The sequence below is a fragment of the Marinobacterium sp. xm-g-59 genome, from assembly GCF_013283315.1.
Taxonomy (GTDB): Bacteria; Pseudomonadota; Gammaproteobacteria; order Pseudomonadales; family Balneatricaceae; genus Marinobacterium_E.
This window is the reverse complement of the sequence record NZ_WBYR01000004.1, coordinates 235,777-255,937: the sequence shown is the minus strand read 5'-3', so window position 1 is coordinate 255,937 and position 20,161 is coordinate 235,777. Positions and strand designations below refer to the sequence as shown.

Genomic DNA, 20,161 nt, shown 5'->3' with positions numbered 1-20,161 from the left:
TTAAGTCCTCTCCGTTTTGTTCAACCACATATCACGCATAGAGCCACGCGGAACCTGCATTGGGTAGACGTGCTCAAATGGATCTACATAGATGTCCATGAAGACTAGACGATCTTTCATTGCGAACGCTTCACGCATTGCACCTTCTAGATCTTCGTAACGCTCCACCTTCATACCGACGTGACCGTAGGATTCAACCAGCTTGATAAAGTCTGGTAGTGACTTCATGTAAGACTGCGAGTGACGTGACTCATAGTTCATATCTTGCCACTGGCGAACCATACCCAATGATTGGTTATTAAGGTTGATGATCTTAACTGGCAGATCGTACTGTTTACAGGTCGATAGCTCTTGGATATTCATCTGAATAGAGCCTTCACCGGTAACACAGGCAACGTCAGCGTCAGGGAAGTTCAACTTAACCCCCATCGCAGCCGGCAGACCAAAGCCCATGGTGCCTAGGCCGCCAGAGTTAATCCAACGATTTGGCTTGTTGAACTTGTAGTACTGAGCCGCAAACATCTGGTGCTGACCAACGTCAGAACAGACGAACGCATCGCCGTTAGTCACTTTAGAGAGCATCTCGATAACCTGCTGAGGCTTCATCTTGTCGCCTAGCTCAAAACGGCCACCGTGGCGTTGACGCCACTCATCGATCTGTTTCCACCAGTTTGCGATCGCTTCAGCATCTGGCTGAGTCTTCGCTTCAGCCACCAACTCAAGCATCTCTTTAAGAACCGCTTTAGCAGGACCTACAATCGGCACATCCACATCGATCGTTTTAGAGATCGATGCAGGATCGATATCGATGTGTGCAATGCGCGCCGTAGGACAGAACTTATCAGTGCCGTTGGTAACGCGGTCATCGAATCGCGCACCCACCGCCAGAATGAAGTCTGAGTGGTGCATTGCCATGTTGGCTTCGTAACTACCGTGCATACCCAGCATGCCCAATGATTGACGATCAGTACCTGGGTAGCCGCCAAGACCCATTAGGGTATTAGTCACTGGGTAGTTAAGCTCTTGTGCCAGTTTAACCAGCTCTTCGCTTGCGTCACCCATGATGACACCACCACCGGTGTAGATCACAGGACGCTTAGCCGCTAGCAACATATCAACGGCTTTCTTGATCTGACCACTGTGGCCACGGCTGATAGGGCCGTAAGAGCGCATTTTCACATTTGCTGGGTAGTCGTATGGGTAACGCTCAGTTGGCGTCGTCATATCTTTAGGGATATCTACAACCACTGGACCCGGACGACCGCTCTGTGCGATGTGGAATGCCTTCTTAATAATAGAAGGGATATCCTCTGGGCGCTGCACACTGAAGCTGTGTTTAACGATCGGACGAGAGATGCCAAGCATATCCGTCTCTTGGAATGCGTCCTCACCGATCAGGTAGCTCATAACCTGACCAGTAATCACGACCATTGGAATAGAATCCATATAAGCCGTTGCGATACCAGTCACCGCATTCGTTGCACCTGGACCAGATGTTACTAGCGCAACACCGGCTTTGTTGGTTGCACGAGCGTAGGCATCCGCCATGTGTGTTGCTGCCTGTTCGTGACGAACAAGAATGTGCTCAACTTCATCCTGTTGGAAGATCGCATCGTAAACGTGTAGCAATGCGCCACCAGGATAGCCGTAGATGTACTTAACGCCTTCATCACGAAGCGCGCGTACGACCATTTCCGCACCTGAAAGTAGTTCCACCTTTTTACCCTCAATATTGTGTTGTCTATTCAACACTCTGTCTTTGTCTGATTCATGAATGAGTGGGTGCAGCGCCAGCGGGATTGTCCGCCAAAACGTTATCAATACGGGTGTGCGCTAACACAAAAAGCACTCGATACTACTGAAATAAGGATCTCTTTATCAGCAGCGTTAGACCTGAGCTGGGTAATGCTTAGTAAGCCTTTTAAACGTCTGCCATACGCGGGGTTATTTGCATATAACAGTAAGCTTTAAATTTTCGCACTGCAGCGCAGTAACTTCAACCGTCGCGGCGGCTAAATTGTCTAAAAAAAGAACAACTTTTCAACGATTTCGACAATTTCACAAAAATCCGCCCTCCTGCTAGCGCGACTCCATTGTGCGAGTTATAGTTCAAGGAGGTCATAGGGAGAAAAACAATGGTTTCGATTTCCGATGTAAAACAGAAAGATCGCGTTATTGAAGAGCTGGTTCGCTTTACTCGAAAGGTATTGATGGAGCCTGAAATTTGTTCTACCGCCAAAGAGATTGCGCGCAAGCATATGGGCCAAGAGAATGCAGTTCAGTTAATCGCTGATGAGCTCAACGACACCACCAGCGTTCACATTGGTTTAGAGCGCAGCGAAGCCGATGAGCTATTCATTGAGTTGCTGATTGAGGTGGTAAAAGATGAGCAGGCGCTTTACTAGCCCAGCTCTTTTCTAAATTAACCTCTTAAGGGGCCTGTTTCAGCCAACGAAGCGTCATCTCTGGCGCTTCTGCGTTGAGCTGAGCCAACACACCCGGTAGCAGCTCTTCCAACTGCTGATCAAATTGCCAAGGGGGATTGATTAGCAACATTCCAGATCCGAACATACCCCGCTCTCTGGGCTCTGCCACGACAAACTGTGAATCCAACACTCCAACATCCGGCAGCTGTCGAACCATCGCCTTCAGCATATTCTCATGACGGTTAGCAGCCAGCAGTGGATACCAGACAGCAATTTGACCATTGGGCCAGCGTTTCATTGCCTCTCCGACAAAGCTCGCCACCTGTTGATACTCCTCTTTCACCTCATAAGCGGGGTCGATCAATAGAAGTCCTCGATTAGGTTTAGGGGGGAGTAGTGATAAGACCCCTTCATAGCCATCTCGGTGGTGCACCCCAACATTGGCAAACAGGCGCATATTGCGCTTTAACTCTTTAACCTCTTGTGGGTGCAGTTCCATTAGATGAATCTGATCCACCTCACGTGCATTTAGGGCCGTCAGTGTCGGTGATCCAGGGTAGTGAAGAAGCTGATCAGATTGAGACACTTCAGCGATGGCTGACAGGTACTGCTGAACAGCTTCCGGCTGTTTTTGCCCCCACAGCTTGGCCACCCCATCACGAAACTCACCGGTCTTCTGCGCCTGCTCTGACGAGAGGTCATATAACCCACGACCCGAGTGCGTCTCTAAATAGCTCCAAGGTTTCGCCTTTTTATTGAGCGCATTCAGTAGAAGTTGAAGGGTGAGATGTTTGTGAACATCGGCAAAGTTTCCGGCGTGAAAGCCGTGTTGATAGCTAAGCAAGGAGGTGCCTCAAAATTTGGTAGAAGCGCAATGATAGCGGTTTAAATAGCGCTTTCACAATAACGGGGTCTGACTGAAGGCCAGACCCCGATTTAGCACTTTAATAGAGCTAGCGGAAGGTGAATTCACCGTCCGCCACATCGACCGCAATTTCAGCTCCAGGCATGAAGTCGCCTGCCAATAGACGCTGCGCCAATGGGTTTTCGATCCACTGCTGAATCGCACGTTTGAGTGGCCTTGCACCATAAATTGGCTCAAAACCGACCTCCACCAACTTATCCATTGCCGTGGATGTCAGCGTGAGTCCCAGCTCATGTTCAGCAAGACGTCTGCGTAGACGCTCCAACTGAATGGTTGCAATGCCTGCCACCTGCTCTTTGCGCAAGCTATGGAACACGACAACTTCGTCGATACGGTTGATCACTTCTGGTCTAAAGTGGGTACCCACCACCTCCATGACTGCCCCTTTCATCTGCTCATAATCCTGATCATCGCTGTAACCCGCGATCAGATCCGAGCCTAGGTTCGAGGTCATCACCACGATGGTATTGCGGAAATCGACGGTACGACCCTGACCATCAGTCAAACGACCATCTTCTAACACCTGCAACAGGATATTGAAGACATCGGGATGCGCCTTTTCGACCTCGTCTAACAGTAGGACTGAGTAAGGCTTGCGACGAACCGCTTCGGTTAGATAACCGCCCTCTTCATAACCCACATAACCTGGAGGCGCACCAATCAATCGCGCAACCGAATGCTTCTCCATGAACTCTGACATGTCGATGCGTACCATCGCCTCTTCGGTATCAAACAGATAGCTGGCTAGCGCTTTACACAGCTCAGTTTTACCAACACCAGTAGGGCCTAAAAATAGGAAGCTACCGTTCGGGCGATTCGGATCAGCCAGACCCGCTCTTGAGCGGCGTACCGCATTAGAGACGGCTTCAACCGCCTCACCCTGACCGACGACTCGCTTGTGCAGCTCTTGCTCCATACGCAGCAGTTTGTCACGCTCGCCCTCAAGCATTTTATTAACTGGAATACCGGTCCAGCGTGAGACCACTTCAGCCACCTCCTCTTCGGTGACTTTATTGCGTAACAGTTCCGTTTGAGCCTCAGATTCATCTTCGCTATCGGCCGCTTGCAACTGCGCCTCTAGCTCTGGAATCTTGCCGTATTGGATCTCTGACATTTTCGCCAGATCGCCTGCACGACGTGCCTGCTCCATCTCGATACGAGCCTGGTCTAACTGCTCTTTAATCTGCTGAGAACCCTGCAGTACCGCTTTATCCGCCTTCCAGATCTCTTCTAGATCTGAGTACTCTTTCTCTAGAGCACTGATGGTCTCTTCGAGCTCTTCTAAGCGTTTTTTAGCGGCTGAATCCTTCTCTTTTTTCAGCGCTTCGCGCTCCATCTTCAACTGAATCAGACGACGTTCCAGACGGTCCATCTCTTCCGGTTTGGAGTCCATCTCCATGCGGATACGGGATGCCGCCTCATCGATCAGATCGATCGCTTTATCAGGCAGTTGACGATCGGTGATGTAGCGTTGACTCAGCTTTGCAGACGCGATGATCGCAGAGTCGGTGATGTCGACGCCGTGGTGTACCTCGTAGCGCTCTTTAAGACCACGTAGAATCGCAATCGTATCCTCTTCACTCGGCTCATCAACAATCACCTTCTGGAAGCGACGCTCAAGCGCTGCGTCTTTCTCTACATACTGACGATACTCATCCAGAGTGGTTGCCCCCACACAGTGCAGCTCACCGCGTGCTAATGCAGGCTTCAGCATGTTACCGGCATCCATCGCACCGTCGCCCTTACCGGCACCGACCATGGTGTGAAGCTCATCGATAAACAGAATGATTTGCCCTTCCTGCTTCGATAGCTCATTAAGGACCGCCTTCAATCGCTCCTCAAATTCACCACGGAATTTTGCACCGGCAATCAAGGCCCCCATATCGAGCGACAGCACTCGCTTATGTTTCAGCCCCTCTGGCACTTCTCCGTTGATGATCCGTTGCGCGAGGCCCTCAACGATGGCGGTTTTACCTACGCCCGGCTCACCAATCAGTACAGGGTTGTTTTTCGTGCGACGCTGGAGCACTTGAATGGTGCGACGAATCTCATCATCGCGCCCAATCACCGGATCAAGCTTGCCGCTCTCTGCCCGCTCTGTTAAATCAACACAGTATTTATCCAGAGCTTGACGGCTCTCTTCTGCATTAGGATCCATCACCGCTTCGCCTCCCCTTACCGCATTAATCGCTTCAACCAGCTTCTCTTGTGTAAGACCCGCAGCCTGCAAGACTTTCCCGGCATCACCTTTATCACTCAGCATAGCCAGTATGACGAGCTCACTCGCCACGAACTGATCGCCGCGCTGCTGAGCGAGTTTGTCGGTTAGATTGAATAGACGAGCCATATCTTGAGATAGGCGAATATCACCATCGGGCGAACTAACCACCGGCAGTCGCTCAAGCGCCTCACCCACTTTACGGGTTAACTGCGGCAGCTCCGCACCAGCCTGCTTGAGCAGGGGACGAATTGATCCACCACGCTGATCGATCAACGCAGCGAGCAGGTGGATAGGTTCAATCTGATTATGATCCTTACCGACGGCCAATGACTGAGCATCTGACAGTGCTTCCTGCAATTTTGAAGTAAATTTATCTGGGCGCATCTTAGCCTCCACTGATAGCGGCCTCCCGAAGCAAGGCCTATGAATGTTTCTATCTTTTATGTGAGGGTAAGTCTGACTATTTCAAGGGCCTTAATAAAACTTTTACGACATTATTTTAACTATTTAACACTTATCTATTTGACGCGCGGTAACTCTAACCAACTGGTGGTGTAACGCGGAGAGAGCATTTCACGCTTCATATCCCAAGGATTTCGGTCGATACGACGGGCAAACTGTACTCGACCCGTTTTATAGTTAATCTGATCCAGGGTAGCCATCAACGCTTCACTGCGACTCTCCCCTTCCGCACAAAATAGCGTCTGCTGCTGAAGCTTTGGATCGTAAAAGTCGCTCAACATCACACCCGCTTTGGCAAACTGATAACCACCTAACCAGATACGCTCTATCAGGCGCATCGAAGCGGCCAATAGCTGTCGCGTATCATCCGTTGGCTCTACCAGTCGTTCACTGGTGGAGTTGGCATACTGCGGCTGACTCTTTGCAAACGGACTGGTGCGCAAAAAGACCTGCAGATGCTGAGCCACCTGCCCCTCTTTACGCAACTTCTCTGCAGCACGAGTAATAAAACCAGCAATCGCTTTACGCATCTCCGCTAGCTCGGTGATGCGTTCACCAAAGGAGCGCGACACGACAATCTGCTTCTTGACCGGCGGGGAATCGTCAAAGGGGATGCAAGAGACCCCGTTGAGTTCAGACACCGTCCGTTCCAACACGACAGAGAAGTGTTTTCGTATCCATTTAGGGTCAGCATCGGCAAGATCCAATGCACTCTTAACGCCCATCGACTCCAGACGTTGACTGATACGACGTCCAACTCCCCAGACATCACCCACCTCGGTCATCGCCATCAGCTTACGCTGTCGTTCGACCTCGGTTAAATCAACCACACCGCCCGTAGAAAGGTACTTTTTGGCTCCCTGATTGGCCAACTTCGCCAAGGTTTTAGTGGTCGATATGCCAACACATACCGGTATACCAACCTCCTTCTCTACTTTGCTTTTAGTGAAACGACCAAACTCCAACAGTGAGTAGTTTTTCTGCAGCCCCGACAGATCCATAAAGGCTTCGTCGATTGAGTAGACAAACACTCGCGGGGCGATCGCTTCCAGCGTATTCATGACACGCGCTGAGATATCGCCGTAGAGTGTGTAGTTTGAAGAGAAGGTGCAGATACCGTGTTGCTCTATCAGCTCTTCAATCTGAAACCGAGGCACTCCCATTTTGACGCCTAGGGCTTTCACCTCGGCACTGCGCGCGACGGCACAACCATCGTTATTAGAGAGCACCACCATCGGCACGCCCTGCAGATCTGGGCGAAACAGTCGCTCGCAAGAGACATAGAAGTTATTGCAATCGACCAGCGCGATCACTTGCGACACTACTTCAACACCCTGACAACACTGACCACCACACCAAACACCTGCAGCTCACTCCCCTCTTTCAACTCGATGGGCGAGTAGCGTCGGTTCTGTGGAACCAGACGCACGCGTGGACGTAGCTGCAGCGTCTTCACCGTCATCTCACCGCTGACACTGGCAATCACCACGTCACCATGCTGAGCGGTCAGCGATCGATCAACGACCAAGACATCCCCCTTGTAGATACCCACACCGTCCATGGAGTCACCATCGACACGGACGAAATAGGTGGCATTGGGGTGCTTAATGCAGAGCTCATTAAGACTCAACGTCTTATCAATGTAGTCCTGAGCCGGTGATGGAAAACCAGCCGGCACACTCTCTGTATAGAAAGGAATTTTTAAATGGTCAGCGGTAAGATCGACCGCATCAGCTATCTGCGTAATCGCCATCGTTAATACCTAATCAATCGACAAATATACTGTATGGATAAACAGTATATATCGACTACTAAAAATTAGGCAATCTGATTATCGGATTTTATGAGTTGAGTGAGGCTTGCAGCTCTGACACGAGTGTCTCGACCAGCTGCGCAGCAGGCATGGATCTCGCCAACCCAGCACCTGTTCCAGCCCAGTGTGCGGCATACCCCTCGTCGCCCTGTGCAGCAGCGGCTGTAGCCAACTGCTTCATCGCATCATAGGTCAGAGGGTAATCGGGAATGTCCGCTCTGTTGTCAGGCTCAATCTCTGTATGAGCTCGGTTGATAATGCCGCGAGCCGGTCGACCGGAGATGGCTGATGTGATCTCGGTGTTAACCGCAGCGCCACGACTTAGTTTGGCTCGATATCCAGCATTGGCCGAAGATTCAGGGCAGAGCACAAAGGCTGTTCCCATCTGTACAGCCGCAGCGCCAGCATGCAACGCGGCGGCAATATCAGCCCCTGTCATAATGCCGCCTGCGGCAATAATCGGCCGTTCAACAGAAGAGACCAACTGAGTGACCAGATCCATTGTCGTTAGCCCTGAATCCTGGTGAGGATCGAAGAGACCACGATGCCCGCCTGCCTCGACACCCTGAGCCACCAAAGCATCAACACCCGCCGCAATCGCTAACTGCGCTTCGCTCAACGAGGTGACACAGGCCAGCGTCAGGATACCCCTGTTTTGTAACTGCTTAATCCAAGCAAGCTCAGGCAGACCAAAATGAAAGCTGACAACCGCAGGCTGCTCTTCTAACAGTACCGCCAACATATTGGGATCATCTAGGAAGCTTAGGTAGATCTCATTCAATTGAGCGGGTGGATTCGCACCGAAACGATCGAAATGCGGAGTTAGGCGCCCAATCCAATCTTGCTCAAGCTCTGCACTACGCTGAGGTTGCTGATGACAGAACAGGTTCACGTTGAATGGTTGATCTGTCAAAGCCCGCGTTCTCTGGATCAATTGACGCGCGGTATCAGCATTAACAGCTCCGACCGCAATAGAGCCCAACGCTCCCGCATTAGAGACCGCCGCGGCCAGTTCAGGTGTCGACACACCCGCCATCGGCGCCTGAATAATAGGATGGGTAATACCGAACCCAGCCAGACCGGAGCTATTCATCATCTTCTATCCAAATTAGGCTGGCCATACGCCCAGTTTGAGCTTGGCGACGGTAAGAGAAAAAGCGCTCCGAATCAGTGTAAGTACATAAACCGCCGCCAAAAATCTGACGAACACCGGCTCTGTTTAGACGCAATCGAGCTAGTTGGTAGATATCAGCTACCCAGCGCTCATGATGCGAGGGACTGAGCTTAAACGCGTCACGCGACTGGGCCAGATCGTCAACGAAACGGTCATACACCTCCTGACCCACTTCAAACGCATCGGGACCAATCGCCGGCCCCATCCACACCATGACCTCAGACGGATCATCAAACTGCGAAAGTGTCTGCTCTAACACACCTTCCGCTAAGCCACGCCAGCCAGCATGCGCAGCTGCCGCTTTGCTACCTGATCGATTGGTAAATAGAACGGGCAAGCAGTCTGCGGTCATTATAACGCACGCAACTCCAGGTTCTGTTGTGTAACAGGCGTCCGCTTCACGAATCTGTTGATCTGAATAGGCTTCAACCACTTCAACACCGTGAACTTGCTTCAGCCACTGTGCCGGTTTTACTAGAGAGAGTGAATTCAGAAGAGACTGACGGTTATCCAAGACGGCTTGGGGGTCATCCCCAACGTGATCACCTAAATTAAGCTGATCAAATGGCGCTGAGCTGACACCACCCTGGCGCGTCGTACAGAGCGCTTTAATGTTCGGCGGTGCCGGCCAGTCAGCCCAGATTAGGTTCATAGTTCGTAATCGTATTTCGTCGCATCTTTATCAAGAACGGTCAGCAGGCGCTGCATATCGTCTGGAAGATCGATCTCCCAGCTGCAGTGCTCACCGGTAAAGGGGTGCCAAAGCTCCAACTTTTTCGCATGCAGCGCTTGGCGACGAAACCCTTTCAAGGTCTGTACCATACGCTCGCTGCAGTTCTTCGGCAGACGGAAACGACCACCGTAGAGCGGGTCGCCGACCAGTGGGTATTTAATGTGCGCCATGTGAACGCGAATCTGGTGCGTACGACCTGTCTCGAGCTTCAGGCGAATATGGGTGTGTGAACGAAACTTCTTCAACACGCGGTAGTGTGTGATCGCCTCTTTACCCAGACCTACAACGGCCATTTTGAGACGGTTCTTACTATGACGACCCATCGGCTCATCAACGGTACCGCCACCAATCATGACACCCTGAACAACCGCTTCGTATTCGCGACCCATCGAACGCTCTTGCAGCTGTTCAACTAGATCGGTCTGCGCTTGAATCGTCTTGGCCACAACCATCAACCCAGTGGTTTCACGGTCAAGGCGGTGAACAATACCGGCTCGCGGTACCTGAGCCACCTCTGGGGCGTGATGCAACAGAGCATTCAACAGTGTTCCTTCGGCATGACCCGACGCAGGGTGAACCACCAAACCCGAGGGTTTGTTCAGCACAAGAATGTGTTCATCTTCAAACACGATATCGAGCGGAATATCCTCACCCTTATGCTCTTCAATCACTGCGATTTGAGCATCGACGACAATCTTTTCACCACCGGTCAGCTTGTCGCGCGTACGAAGTACTTTGCCATCAACGGTCAACTCCCCCTCTTTTATCCACCCCTGCAGGCGTGAACGAGAGTAGTCGGGAAAGATCTGCGCAACGGCTTGATCGAGTCGTTTACCGTAGAGTTCATCGGGTACAACGGCTTCAAGGTGAATATGTTCTGACATTATTGCTCTATCTGGCTCTAAGAGTGTTTTGGTGAGCTAAGCTCTGTGTTTAAATAAGGAATATTGAATAGTATATCTCAATAGAGATCGCAGCGCTGAACCGCTGTGCATAGATTAGGATGTAAACATGCGTTTTAACCGACTGATTCCCGCTCTTTTCGCTGCCACTCTACTGGTGGGTTGTAGTAGCAATGGGGAGAAAATAGAGCCCGACGTTCCAGAGGAGCAGCTCTATGAAGAGGCGCTAAGTGCAATTGATGCGGGCAATAACCAGCTGGCGATCGAGAAACTACAGCTTCTTGAAGCGCGCTACCCATTTGGCCGTTACTCCGAACAGTCACAGCTAGAGTTGATCTACGCACACTTTAGAATGAATCAAAACACCTCTGCTGCAGCCGCAGCTGATCGATTCATTCGCCTGCACCCTAATCACGACAACGTCGACTACGCCTACTACATGAAAGGGTTAAGCGCCTTTGAAGCCGAGCGCTCATTCTTTGCTAAATACCTACCCATTGATGTGGCTCAGCGTGATCCAGGTGCCGCACGCGACTCGTTCGACAGCTTTACAACCTTGATCAACCGCTTCCCAGACAGCGAGTACGCAGCCGACGCGCAACGCCGCATGCAGTACCTCAAGAACCGTCTAGCCACCTACGAAATCCATGTCGCACTCTACTACATGAAACGTCAGGCATGGTTGGCAGCCGCAAACCGTGGTCGTTACGTGGTTGAAAATCTGCAAGAGACACCAGCAACACCGGATGCCTTAGCGATCATGGCAGAAGCTTACACTGAGCTCGGCCTGACTGAACTGGCCGCTGATGCGAGTACTGTCTTGGCCACCAACTTCCCTGACTACCAAGTACGCTCATTCAAAGCACCACGCAATGATCTGATCTACACCGCAAGCTTTGGCCTGCTCGGTGAAGGGACAGAACTGGCGGAGCCGATTCAACCAACCAGCTCACTGGCTCAACCGGTGCGTGCCGATGAAGCGCCAGCGACAGAGGCGACTGACACATCAGAGCAGGCAGATGAGGAGCGATCTCTATTCGATCGCATCACCTTCGGACTGTTCGAATAGTCAGAAAAAAGATAGAAGAAAGGCGACCGATGGGTCGCCTTTTTTATGCGTTCAACACTCTAAAATGAGTGGCTAACAGTGGGTGGCTTAGCCAACCCACTTACGTGCATTACGGAACATACGCATCCATGCACCATCTTCACTCCACTGATCTGGAGCCCAAGAGTTCTGTACGGCACGGAACACTCGCTCTGGGTGAGGCATCATGATGGTGACACGACCGTCGGCAGAGGTAACACCGGTAATACCCTCTGGTGAACCGTTCGGGTTCGCTGGGTAGTTCTGCGTCAATTCACCGCGGTTATTTACATAACGCAACGCCACAGTGCCTGAACCACTTAGATTAGCCAGATGCGACGCATCGGCAAATTCAGCGCGACCTTCACCGTGTGCAACAGCAATTGGCATACGCGAACCTTCCATACCCGCTAGGAACAGTGAGTTCGATTTCTGCACTTCAACCATCGCTACACGCGCTTCGAACTGCTCCGATTCATTGCGCACAAAGTGTGGCCACAGCTCAGCTCCTGGAATCAGTTCGTGTAGATTAGAGAGCATCTGACAACCGTTACAGACACCCAGTGCGAAGCTATCTTGGCGCTCAAAGAAGGCACTGAATTGATCACGCGCACGGTCATTAAATAGAACCGATTTAGCCCAACCTTCACCCGCACCCAATACGTCACCGTAAGAGAAACCACCACAAGCCACTAGGCCTTTAAAGCGATCCAACTCAATGCGACCTGCAAGGATGTCACTCATGTGAACATCAACCGTATTGAAGCCAGCGCGATCAAACGCAGCAGCCATCTCAATTTGACCATTAACGCCCTGCTCACGCAGAACAGCCATCTCTGGACGAACCCCAGTAGAGATAAAGGGTGCGGCAACATCTTCATTCACATCGAACGAAAGGTCGGCATTCAGACCAGGATCTTCAGCATCCAACAGCGCGTCAAACTCCTGCTTAGCACAGTCAGAGTTGTCACGCAGTGATTGCACCTGATAAGAGGTCTCTGCCCACCAACGCTGCAGCGTTACTCGGCTTTCAGAGTAGACCTCTTCATCATCGAAACTGATGTTCAACAGATCATCAGGATTCAAAGCACCAACCACTGATGCGATCTCACCGATACCAGCCGCATTCAACTCAGTCAGTACCTGTTCTGTATCTTCACGCTTAACCTGAACGACCGCACCGAGCTCTTCCGCAAACAGCGCCGCTGCAATTTCAGACTTATCAGATGCTAGAAGATCTAAACTCAAGTCAACACCAGTGCGACCAGCAAACGCCATCTCTGCAATGGTCGCTAGGAGGCCACCGTCTGAACGGTCGTGGTAAGCCAGCAGTAAACCTTGCTCATTCAGGCCTTGAATGGCGGCAAAGAAGGTAGAGAACTGATCCGCATCATCAAGATCTGGAACATCAGCGCCCACTTCGTTAAATACCTGCGCTAGTGCCGATAGGCCCAAGCGGTTTTTACCCTGCCCAAGATCCAACAAGATCAGATCCGTTTCACCTTGATCCGTGCGAAGCTCAGGTGTCAGTACACGGCGAACATCAGAGACGGGTGCAAAGCCAGAGATAACCAATGAGAGTGGTGATGTCACAGATTTCTGCTCATCAGCATCCTGCCATACAGTACGCATCGACATCGAGTCTTTACCCACTGGAATCGTAATACCCAGTTCAGGACACAACTCCATACCTACCGCGCGAACGGTATCGTACAGCTTCTCATCTTCACCAGGGTGACCTGCAGCACACATCCAGTTGGCTGACAGCTTCACATCACTTAGGGCTTCAATCGGTGTGCCAGCAAGGTTGGTGAGTGTCTCACCAATCGCCATACGACCAGATGCAGGGCCATCAACCACAGCCAGTGGTGTACGCTCACCCATTGCCATCGCTTCACCGGTGTAACCGACAAAGCCTGTCGAGGTTACTGCACAGTCGGCAACAGGTACCTGCCAAGGTCCAACCATCTGATCACGAACAACCTGACCAGTAATCGAGCGGTCACCAATGGTGATCAAGAAAGATTTAGAGGCAACTGCTGGCAGCTTGAGAACACGTTCAACCGCTTCAGCCAGTTTAATGTTGCTGCTATCAAACGCAGGCACTTCGTACTGTGCGCGAGTAACCGAACGGTGCATTTTAGGCGGTTTACCAAAGAGCACGCTCATTGGTAGATCAACCGGTTTATTTTCAAAGTGTGTGTCGTTCAGAGTGAGGTGGTGATCTTCTGTCGCTTCACCGACTACAGCATAAGGACAACGCTCACGCTGACAGATCTCTTCAAAACGCGGAAGATCCGCCGGTTTAACCGACATCACATAACGCTCTTGCGCTTCGTTACACCAGATCTCTAGCGGAGCCATTCCTGGCTCATCGTTGTTGACGTTACGTAGCTGGAAGTAACCACCACGACCACCGTCTTTTACCAATTCTGGGAATGCGTTCGAAAGACCACCTGCCCCTACGTCGTGGATAAACTCGATTGGGTTGGCTTCACCTAGCTGCCAACAGCGGTCAATAACCTCCTGACAGCGACGTTCCATCTCTGGGTTGCCACGTTGAACAGACGCAAAATCAAGATCGGCTGATGAACTGCCTGAACTCATTGAGGAAGCAGCGCCACCACCGAGACCGATCAACATTGCAGGACCGCCTAGACAGATCAGTTTAGAACCAACCTCGATCTCACCTTTTTCAACATGGTCAGCACGGATATTACCCATACCACCGGCCAGCATGATCGGTTTGTGATATCCACGTACCTCTTCACCGTTTGCGCCAGGTACCGATTGTTCAAAGGTGCGGAAATAACCGTTCAGGTTTGGACGACCAAATTCGTTATTGAACGCCGCGCCACCAATTGGACCTTCGATCATGATATCGAGTGGCGACACAATGCGTTCAGGCTTACCGTATTTCGACTCCCATGGTTGCTCAAAACCAGGAATGTTTAGATCAGAGACCGTAAAGCCGGTTAAACCTGCTTTAGGTTTAGCACCACGACCTGTTGCACCTTCGTCGCGAATTTCACCGCCAGAACCCGTTGCAGAGCCCGAAAAAGGCGCAATAGCGGTTGGGTGGTTGTGGGTCTCAACCTTCATCAGGATATGTACAGGCTCATCATTGTAGCCGTACTGTTGAGATTCAGAGTTCGGGTAGAAACGCGGTGCCTGCCAACCTTCGATAACAGCCGCGTTATCTTTGTACGCTGATAGAACTTTTTCGCCGCCTAGCTCATTGGTGTTCTTGATCATACCGAACAGAGATTTCTGCTGCGCTTCTCCATCGATATCCCAAGAGGCATTGAAGATCTTGTGACGACAGTGCTCTGAGTTCGCCTGTGCAAACATCATCAACTCTACGTCAGCTGGGTTACGGCCTAGTTCTTTGAAGCTATCGACAAGGTAATCGATCTCATCTTCAGCCAGTGCTAGACCCAATGTTTGGTTAGCGGTAGCCAAGGCTTCACGACCACCGCCCAGGATATCAACACGACCCATTTCGCGTGGCTGTTCGTGTCTAAATAGTGAGCTAGCTTGCTCTAGGTCGCTCATGACCGCTTCAACCATGCGATCATGAAGCACGGCCTGAACATCGCTCAACTCTTGCTCGCTTAGCTCTGAAGCACTTTCAACGTAAAACGCCGTACCGCGCTCAATACGATCAATCGCATCCAAGCCACAGTTGTGCACGATATCAGTCGCTTTAGAGGACCAAGGTGAAATAGTACCTGGACGAGGAACAACCAGAATAAGTTTGCCTTTGGGATCTTGCTGATCCGCTTTTGGCCCATATCGTAGAATACGCTCAAGAATCGAGTGTTTCTCAGAACTCAACTCAGAGTTCATATCGGCAAAGTGAACAAACTCCGCATAAAGTCCGGTAACTGACGGAACTTTTTGGCTAACAGCGTTAAAAAGCTTAGCGTGACGGAAGGCAGAAAGAGCTGGAGCTCCGCGCAAAACGAGCATGGTTTCAGAGGCCTCTTGGTGATCCTGCGAATCAGGCGTTGGAAAACGTGCAATTTTAGCGCAAACTGACGCAATTAGGGAGAGCTAGCAGCTAATCAATACGAATGTTTATCCTTCGACAAGCACCAAGATTAAGACCGTATATCTATACTGCCGGCATTCTGTTTCTGGCGGTTTGGATTGTCTTGACCAGTGCTAACCGAAAACCGCTGATCGAACAGATAACAGATAGAGGCTATCTACGTGTCGTTTCACTTGCAGCCCCCCTATCCACACTCGATATTGATCAGACTCGCACAGGCTTTGAGTATCAACTTGCGACAAACTTTGCCGATCATCTGGGTGTCGGTATCGAATTCATTATTGCGGAGGATCACCAACATGTTTTTCAGGCTTTGCGTGATCGTCGAGCCGATATTGCAGCTGCCAATCTTCACCTAACGCCATCTCGAGAGTCGATATACCAACCCCATCCAAGCTATCGCGACAGCCGGTCACTGGTTATCTACAGAAAGACCCAGGGATTCAAGCGTCCTAAATCATTCGCTGATATCAAAGAGGGCAACATTCTTGCTTTGGATGGCAGCGCCGAGGCGGCCCAACTGCTCAGCATCAAACCCGATATAGAGGTTGATCTTTTGGAGGAGCTCAATCATCTAGATCTGATGACACTGCTGCAGAACCGAGAGGCCACCTTCGCGGTTGTACCTTCCGATCTTTTCAGTCGCGTGAAAAGCTATCACCCCGAGTTAGCAAAAGCCTTTGAGATCCAAAGCGATGCTCCTGCTGTTTGGTACTCGCTAAAAAGTGAAGATCAAACTCTAAACCAAGCCGTAAGCGATTGGTTAGAAAAACCCGAATCCAAGAGGCTGATTGAGCAGCTCAACAGAGACTCTACCCCACCCAAAAATCCCCTTAACTTTGTCGAGACACACGCTTTTCGCATGGCACTTGAGGAGCGCTATAAGCCTTTAAACCCCTACTTCGTTGAAGCAGGCGAGTTGGTTGGGCTCGATCATCACATTCTCGCCGCGGTGGGCTATCAAGAGTCGCACTGGGATGAGGATGCCGTTTCTAGCACAGGCGTGCGAGGCATCATGATGCTCACGCAAGCGACAGCAGAAGAGATGGGGGTTGAGGAGAGAACAGACCCCAGAGAGAGCATCATCGGGGGTGCAAAATACCTGAGAAAAATGGAAGAAAAAGTGCCTGATCGTATTCCAGAGCCCGAACGACTTTGGTTAGCCATGGCCGGTTATAATGTTGGCTTTGGACACCTAGAGGATGCTCGCATACTGACTCAACGTGGCGGCAAAAATGCTGACAGGTGGGAGGATGTAGCGCAGTTTTTACCACTACTTGAAGATCCAGAGATTGCGGCCAAAACCCGTCATGGAGAGGCTCGCGGTAGTGAACCCGTCACCTATGTGAACAACATTCAAAAGTATACGCAGATCATTGAACCGTTCAGGCGGTTGAATCAAAACCGTTCTATCAAACTTAAACCTCTGGATTAGAGGCCTCGCCAAACTTGTTGAGCCTGGCTTGTCGCTTTTCATCTCGACGGCGTGCAAAGAAGTCACTGATCATTGATGAGCACTCATCTGCCAGTAACCCACCCTGCACTTCCACACGATGATTGAGCCAAGGCTGAACAAAAAATTGAGCTTGGCTAGTTGCCACCCCCGCTTTGGGCTCCAAGGCTCCGAACACCAATCGCTTGATACGAGAGTGCACAATGGCACCAGCACACATAGAACAGGGTTCGATCGTTACATAGAGCGTTGCATCCACAAGGCGATAGTTCTCAAGACGATTAGCAGCATCCCTGAGGGCTTGGATCTCTGCATGTGCTGATGGATCACAGCCGCTGATTGGACGATTAAAGCCACGACCTATGACTTGATCATCAAGGACAACAATTGCACCCACAGGCACTTCGTTGTGCTCACCCGCCTGCGCCGCTAGCTCAAGCGCCTGCCTCATCCAATACTGATCGTCCACATTACGTCCTAAATTTTAAAACCCTATGGTAACTTGCACCCCAAAAACAAAAAAGCCGCACAGTGTGCAGCTTTAATCTGATGTTTTGCTTTTAACGAGCGATTACTCAGCTTTCAGCTGGTAAGTAGAGCTACGAGGCCCTTCAACACGCTTAATCAACTCAACATCTTCAAGTTTTTTCAATGACTTAAAGAATTGCGAGCGAGAGACTTTAATCCCTTTTGCAATCGCAGAGTCAGCAAAGACTTCGTAGCTAAGAGAGGCTTTAGCCGTATTTTGATCAGCCACTTCCCAAAGCATGTTAAGAACTTGACGGTCAGAATCAGTCAACGAATCCAAACCCAGCTCTTTTGAGGTTGAATCAATTAGCTTGATCAAACCTAGATAAAATTTCAAAGTGCTCATACCGAGTTCCTTTAATTATTCAGCAGGAACTTCGGCCTTAACAGCCTCTCACTGCTATCAACTTGTGCATTATAGCAGACTTATTAAACCTAGCAATCAACTAAGGTATTCCACATCGCGAAATTGACTAAAAAGTCAGTTTACCTGCTTCTTAATAAGATTCACTAGGTGTTTCTTAGACAGCATCAACAGAGTCAGTGCGAGCAGAGTACCTAGCAAGTCACCTACCAAAAATCTAAACGACAACAGTCCGATCGACTCATTAGTGAACAGTAGAGTATGCAAAAGTGCATTAAATAGTGATGATACAAAAGCGACAGCCAGAACAATTCTGAACAGAACCAATTTAGAGTCGTCAGCAATGGGCAGGGGCGCCAACAGTGGTGCAAGTCGATTAAAGTTCCAAATAACCAATGGAATAAACATCACCAGTGTACTAACTAGGGCATCTAAAGCGATCGACGGTGTCGGAACCGCCCATATCACATAGGCCATAAGATGGGCGGTAAAAATCGGTAGAAGCGCTCGATAACCAGACAACACCACCATCACCGTTTTAATGCCGTGCGGAATATAAAGAAAGCTAGCCGCTGAAGCAGGCAGTAGATAGGACTCTAACGGAAAGATCACTTCATATTGGATAAGCAATCCAACAGAGAGTAGCGCAAACAACGTAATCTGCAGCACAACTAATCACTCACTCTATGAGCAATTCGAGACAATAGACTCCAAAGCAGAAGAGCCACGAATATACCCAACAGATCACCCGTTAAATATCGAAACGCCAAAAGCGTTACACCGCTCTCGCTATACCAGGCCGCATTCGCCAATGCATTAAGAAGTGCAGCAATCAAACCAACCGAGAAGGTCAGCCGAGTCATTTGAGGCAATGAGAACCCTGATCCCATTACACCCGATAAGAGTGGACGTTGCGAGACGTAGTTAAACATCAACATCGGTATTAACATGACAACCGAGCTAACAAACGCAGAGAAGAGAATCCTTCCGGCATCGACTCCGATCAGGATATCGGTCGTTAAATGAGCTAAAGCGATAGGTAAAACCGCAATCGGTCCGACCAAAACGATCAACAGCGCTTTGATGCCATGAGGAAGAAACAGAAGACTGGCTGGACCTTCTGACCAGTGAGACAGCAACACAGCCTCAGCAGGCCAAATGACCTGGTACTGAAGCAGCATAGAGACCATTAAAATGAGATATCCAAAGATTAATGGTTTCATCTGCTTCATCCCTGAACGCTCAGTCGACCCTTAACCAAAAACTGGGTAGCCCAGTTTCATATGAGCCATGGCTATGGCACCAAACAGAACAGCCGTAACGATGGCGGCAATCAGTTCACGAACAAGACTCGTTGGTCGTTTTTCAAGTTCAGGCTTACCCGCTTTATTAATCAGTATCACGCTGACTACGGCCCAAGCGAGCAGACCACCAAACAGAACAAACGACGCGCTGTCACCATTAACCATCAAGTGCGCAATTGCCCAGGTTTTAACAGCGCTCAGTTGCAAGTGACGCACACGATTTGCCAATGCACTTTTAACGACTGAAACGACCATTAGGTAGACAGCCAACAGCATCAACAGGTTATTGATACCGACCATCGCGGGGTTGCGACCCCAGTAGTGAGTCGTCTCAACCTGTTGATAGCCGAATACCATCATTAACACTGAGATCAGAATCGCAACAGCGATCAGGCCTTTTCCAAGATTGCCTAAAGAGGCCCTAAAAGCGGGTGCTATGCGCTTAAGAAGGTGCGCTAATGACCAGAGAAAAACACCTGAACTTAAAAGAAACATCGATTATTCCCACTCTATTGTAAACAAGACATTTTTATCTTTTATATTCAATGGCTTATTTTCCTGCTAATTGGTAATACCATGAAAAATACCATGCTCAGAAAAGGCTTAACAATATTTTGAAAAATTGCCTACTGAGCGCTGCCGCACAGCTCCATAGGCCGCTTTCCTGGCTTTGCTTCCAGATGTATGCTCTTCTGCTCCTGCAGCTAATGGATCA

17 protein-coding genes are annotated in these 20,161 nt (G+C 50.2%); 3 read left to right on the top strand and 14 right to left on the bottom strand.

Translation table 11 applies throughout. From position 1 onward, the window contains the following. The gene (locus XMG59_RS07130; protein ID WP_173482277.1) at window positions 1–1,716 is read right to left on the bottom strand and encodes an acetolactate synthase 3 large subunit; all 1,716 of its coding nucleotides are present in this window, start codon (window positions 1,714–1,716) and stop codon (window positions 1–3) included. A gap of 419 nt (window positions 1,717–2,135) precedes the next feature. Here XMG59_RS07130 and XMG59_RS07125 point away from each other — a divergent pair, with 419 nt between their 5' ends. Beyond that, on the top strand, window positions 2,136–2,405 hold the full coding sequence (locus tag XMG59_RS07125; protein WP_173481184.1) for a hypothetical protein: 270 nt from the start codon (window positions 2,136–2,138) through the stop codon (window positions 2,403–2,405). 25 nt (window positions 2,406–2,430) lie between these two features. On the opposite strand, the gene XMG59_RS07120 is transcribed toward XMG59_RS07125, so the two are convergent. The 7 genes from XMG59_RS07120 to rluD all read right to left on the bottom strand — a co-directional run bounded on the left by XMG59_RS07120 (window position 2,431) and on the right by rluD (window position 10,638). After that, window positions 2,431–3,270, bottom strand: a complete 840-nt coding sequence (locus XMG59_RS07120) for a 23S rRNA (adenine(2030)-N(6))-methyltransferase RlmJ (RefSeq protein WP_173481185.1) — start codon at window positions 3,268–3,270, stop codon at window positions 2,431–2,433. A 109-nt stretch (window positions 3,271–3,379) separates the two neighbouring features. Further along, window positions 3,380–5,956 carry an ATP-dependent chaperone ClpB gene (gene clpB, locus XMG59_RS07115; RefSeq protein ID WP_173498439.1) on the bottom strand — a complete coding sequence of 859 codons (2,577 nt, stop codon included), beginning with the start codon at window positions 5,954–5,956 and terminating at the stop codon, window positions 3,380–3,382. Window positions 5,957–6,090: 134 nt separating this feature from the next. Then, window positions 6,091–7,356 (bottom strand): translesion error-prone DNA polymerase V subunit UmuC, encoded by a 1,266-nt coding sequence (umuC, locus tag XMG59_RS07110; RefSeq protein ID WP_371743734.1) that lies wholly within the window; start codon window positions 7,354–7,356, stop codon window positions 6,091–6,093. Then, window positions 7,356–7,787 carry a translesion error-prone DNA polymerase V autoproteolytic subunit gene (gene umuD / locus XMG59_RS07105; RefSeq protein ID WP_173481187.1) on the bottom strand — a complete coding sequence of 144 codons (432 nt, stop codon included), beginning with the start codon at window positions 7,785–7,787 and terminating at the stop codon, window positions 7,356–7,358. The genes umuC and umuD overlap by 1 nt, the downstream gene beginning before the upstream one ends. An 88-nt stretch (window positions 7,788–7,875) precedes the next feature. Continuing rightward, window positions 7,876–8,943, bottom strand: coding sequence for a nitronate monooxygenase family protein (locus tag XMG59_RS07100; RefSeq protein WP_254447075.1), 1,068 nt, complete (start codon window positions 8,941–8,943; stop codon window positions 7,876–7,878). Beyond that, window positions 8,933–9,673 (bottom strand): peptidoglycan editing factor PgeF, encoded by a 741-nt coding sequence (gene pgeF / locus XMG59_RS07095; protein ID WP_173494917.1) that lies wholly within the window; start codon window positions 9,671–9,673, stop codon window positions 8,933–8,935. The genes XMG59_RS07100 and pgeF overlap by 11 nt, the downstream gene beginning before the upstream one ends. Beyond that, the gene (rluD, locus tag XMG59_RS07090) at window positions 9,670–10,638 is read right to left on the bottom strand and encodes a 23S rRNA pseudouridine(1911/1915/1917) synthase RluD (RefSeq protein ID WP_173481190.1); all 969 of its coding nucleotides are present in this window, start codon (window positions 10,636–10,638) and stop codon (window positions 9,670–9,672) included. Before rluD ends, pgeF begins: the two co-directional genes overlap by 4 nt. Window positions 10,639–10,765: 127 nt before the next feature. Between rluD and XMG59_RS07085 the strand changes: the two genes are divergently transcribed. Next, window positions 10,766–11,725: an outer membrane protein assembly factor BamD gene (locus XMG59_RS07085; protein ID WP_173481191.1), complete on the top strand. Its 960-nt coding sequence runs from the start codon at window positions 10,766–10,768 to the stop codon at window positions 11,723–11,725. An 87-nt stretch (window positions 11,726–11,812) separates the two neighbouring features. Here the strand turns inward: XMG59_RS07085 and purL are convergent, their stop codons facing one another. Beyond that, window positions 11,813–15,715: a phosphoribosylformylglycinamidine synthase gene (gene purL / locus XMG59_RS07080; protein WP_173498438.1), complete on the bottom strand. Its 3,903-nt coding sequence runs from the start codon at window positions 15,713–15,715 to the stop codon at window positions 11,813–11,815. Window positions 15,716–15,819: 104 nt separating this feature from the next. On the opposite strand from purL, the gene mltF reads away from it, so the two are divergent. Next, the gene (gene mltF / locus XMG59_RS07075) at window positions 15,820–17,232 is read left to right on the top strand and encodes a membrane-bound lytic murein transglycosylase MltF (protein ID WP_256429699.1); all 1,413 of its coding nucleotides are present in this window, start codon (window positions 15,820–15,822) and stop codon (window positions 17,230–17,232) included. Here mltF and tadA read toward each other — a convergent pair. From tadA to XMG59_RS07050, 5 genes are all read right to left on the bottom strand, one after another. Then, window positions 17,216–17,719, bottom strand: a complete 504-nt coding sequence (tadA, locus tag XMG59_RS07070) for a tRNA adenosine(34) deaminase TadA (protein WP_371731755.1) — start codon at window positions 17,717–17,719, stop codon at window positions 17,216–17,218. The two genes, mltF and tadA, sit on opposite strands and share 17 nt — an antisense overlap. 102 nt (window positions 17,720–17,821) lie before the next feature. Continuing rightward, window positions 17,822–18,124, bottom strand: a complete 303-nt coding sequence (locus XMG59_RS07065; protein ID WP_173483010.1) for a hypothetical protein — start codon at window positions 18,122–18,124, stop codon at window positions 17,822–17,824. A 135-nt stretch (window positions 18,125–18,259) separates the two neighbouring features. Then, the gene (locus tag XMG59_RS07060) at window positions 18,260–18,811 is read right to left on the bottom strand and encodes a hypothetical protein (protein ID WP_173494915.1); all 552 of its coding nucleotides are present in this window, start codon (window positions 18,809–18,811) and stop codon (window positions 18,260–18,262) included. Window positions 18,812–18,813: 2 nt separating this feature from the next. Further along, window positions 18,814–19,365 carry a hypothetical protein gene (locus XMG59_RS07055; RefSeq protein ID WP_173498436.1) on the bottom strand — a complete coding sequence of 184 codons (552 nt, stop codon included), beginning with the start codon at window positions 19,363–19,365 and terminating at the stop codon, window positions 18,814–18,816. 30 nt (window positions 19,366–19,395) lie between these two features. After that, window positions 19,396–19,941, bottom strand: coding sequence for an NnrU family protein (locus XMG59_RS07050; protein ID WP_173483013.1), 546 nt, complete (start codon window positions 19,939–19,941; stop codon window positions 19,396–19,398). Window positions 19,942–20,161 lie beyond the last annotated feature (220 nt).

Bases quoted from the DNA above. Each gene is read 5' to 3' on its own strand.
- XMG59_RS07050 (WP_173483013.1), bottom strand. From the start codon at position 19,941: ATGTTTCTTTTAAGTTCAGGTGTTTTTCTCTGGTCATTAGCGCACCTT.
- XMG59_RS07125 (WP_173481184.1), top strand. From the start codon at position 2,136: ATGGTTTCGATTTCCGATGTAAAACAGAAAGATCGCGTTATTGAAGAG.
- umuD (WP_173481187.1), bottom strand. From the start codon at position 7,787: ATGGCGATTACGCAGATAGCTGATGCGGTCGATCTTACCGCTGACCAT.
- purL (WP_173498438.1), bottom strand. From the start codon at position 15,715: ATGCTCGTTTTGCGCGGAGCTCCAGCTCTTTCTGCCTTCCGTCACGCT.
- mltF (WP_256429699.1), top strand. From the start codon at position 15,820: ATGTTTATCCTTCGACAAGCACCAAGATTAAGACCGTATATCTATACT.
- rluD (WP_173481190.1), bottom strand. From the start codon at position 10,638: ATGTCAGAACATATTCACCTTGAAGCCGTTGTACCCGATGAACTCTAC.
- XMG59_RS07065 (WP_173483010.1), bottom strand. From the start codon at position 18,124: ATGAGCACTTTGAAATTTTATCTAGGTTTGATCAAGCTAATTGATTCA.
- clpB (WP_173498439.1), bottom strand. From the start codon at position 5,956: ATGCGCCCAGATAAATTTACTTCAAAATTGCAGGAAGCACTGTCAGAT.
- XMG59_RS07055 (WP_173498436.1), bottom strand. From the start codon at position 19,365: ATGAAACCATTAATCTTTGGATATCTCATTTTAATGGTCTCTATGCTG.
- XMG59_RS07100 (WP_254447075.1), bottom strand. From the start codon at position 8,943: ATGATGAATAGCTCCGGTCTGGCTGGGTTCGGTATTACCCATCCTATT.
- pgeF (WP_173494917.1), bottom strand. From the start codon at position 9,673: ATGAACCTAATCTGGGCTGACTGGCCGGCACCGCCGAACATTAAAGCG.
- XMG59_RS07085 (WP_173481191.1), top strand. From the start codon at position 10,766: ATGCGTTTTAACCGACTGATTCCCGCTCTTTTCGCTGCCACTCTACTG.